At 73.7% G+C, this 1,226-nt stretch carries 1 protein-coding gene and 1 pseudogene; both read left to right on the top strand.

All coding sequences use genetic code 11. From position 1 onward, the window contains the following. Positions 1-460 (top strand): annotated as a pseudogene (locus AB0G02_RS41095) (ABC transporter permease); the annotation flags it as partial. Positions 461-464: 4 nt separating this feature from the next. Next, positions 465-1,226, top strand: a 762-nt coding sequence (locus tag AB0G02_RS41100) for an aldo/keto reductase (RefSeq protein WP_360806236.1), incomplete at its 3' end; no start/stop codon positions are given.

The following is a 1,226-nucleotide window of genomic DNA, read 5'->3' on the forward strand; positions in this document are numbered from 1 at the left end:
CGCGGTCTGGCTGTGCGCGCTGGCGTTCGCGATCGGCATCACGGTCCTCGGCCGCTTCCGGCAGGGACGGGCGCTCTACGCGATCGGCGGCAACGTGGAGGCGGCCAAGGCCGCGGGCATCCGCGCCGACCGGGTGCTGTGGATCGTCCTGGTGATCGGCGGCGGGCTGGCGGCGTTCGCGGGCGTGCTGATGACCGGACGCCTCGGGTCGGTCGCGGTCGCGCAGGGCGACGGCATGATCTTCACCGTCTTCGCGGCCACCGTGATCGGCGGCGTCAGCCTCGACGGCGGTCGTGGGACGCTGTTCGGCGCGCTGTCCGGCGTCCTGATGCTGGGGCTGATCGAGAACATCCTGCGGCTGCTGAGCGTGAACAGCTTCTGGATCAAGGCGATCTACGGCGCGGTCATCATCGTCGCCCTCGTGGTCACCCGGATCACCACCGGGCGCAGGCAGGACTAGCGCCGTGACCACCGCGTCGAGCCCGTCGGCGGTGCCCCTGATCCTCGGGGGCTCCACCCTGGGCAACCTGTACCGACCCATGACGGACGAGCAGGCGCACGAGCTGGTGGACGCCGCGTGGGCCGCCGGCGTCCGCCACTTCGACACCGCGCCCCACTACGGGCTCGGCCTGTCCGAGCGCAGGCTCGGCGCTGCGCTGGCCGGCCGTCCGCGCGAGGAGTTCACCGTGTCCACCAAGGTGGGCAGGCTGCTCGTGCCCGACCCCGACGGGGGTGGCCGGCCGGACCCGGACGGGTTCGCCGTGCCGGCCACCCACCGGCGGGTCTGGGACTTCAGCGCGGACGGCGTGCGACGCAGCCTGGAGGAGTCCCTCGGGCGGCTCGGGCTCGACCGGGTCGACGTGGTCTACCTGCACGACCCCGACGACCACTGGGACCAGGCGGCCACCGAAGGGCTGCCCGCCCTGCTGCGGCTGCGCGACACCGGCGTGGTGCGCTCGGTCGGGGTCGGCATGAACCAGTGGCGGATGCCCGCCCGCTTCGTCCGGGAGACCGACGTCGACGTGGTCATGCTCGCCGGGCGGTACACGCTGCTGGAGCAGCCGGCCGCGGCCGAGTTCCTGCCGCTGTGCGTCGAGCGGGGCGTGGACGTGGCGGTCGCGGGCGTGTTCAACTCCGGCCTGCTGGCCCGCCACGACGTGCCCGACAGCGCCACCTACGACTACGGCCCGGCACCCGCCGAGCTGCTCGCCCGCGCCCGTCGGATC

Origin of the sequence: Actinosynnema sp. NPDC023658 (assembly GCF_040639995.1) — a bacterium.
GTDB lineage: Bacteria > Actinomycetota > Actinomycetes > Mycobacteriales > Pseudonocardiaceae > Actinosynnema.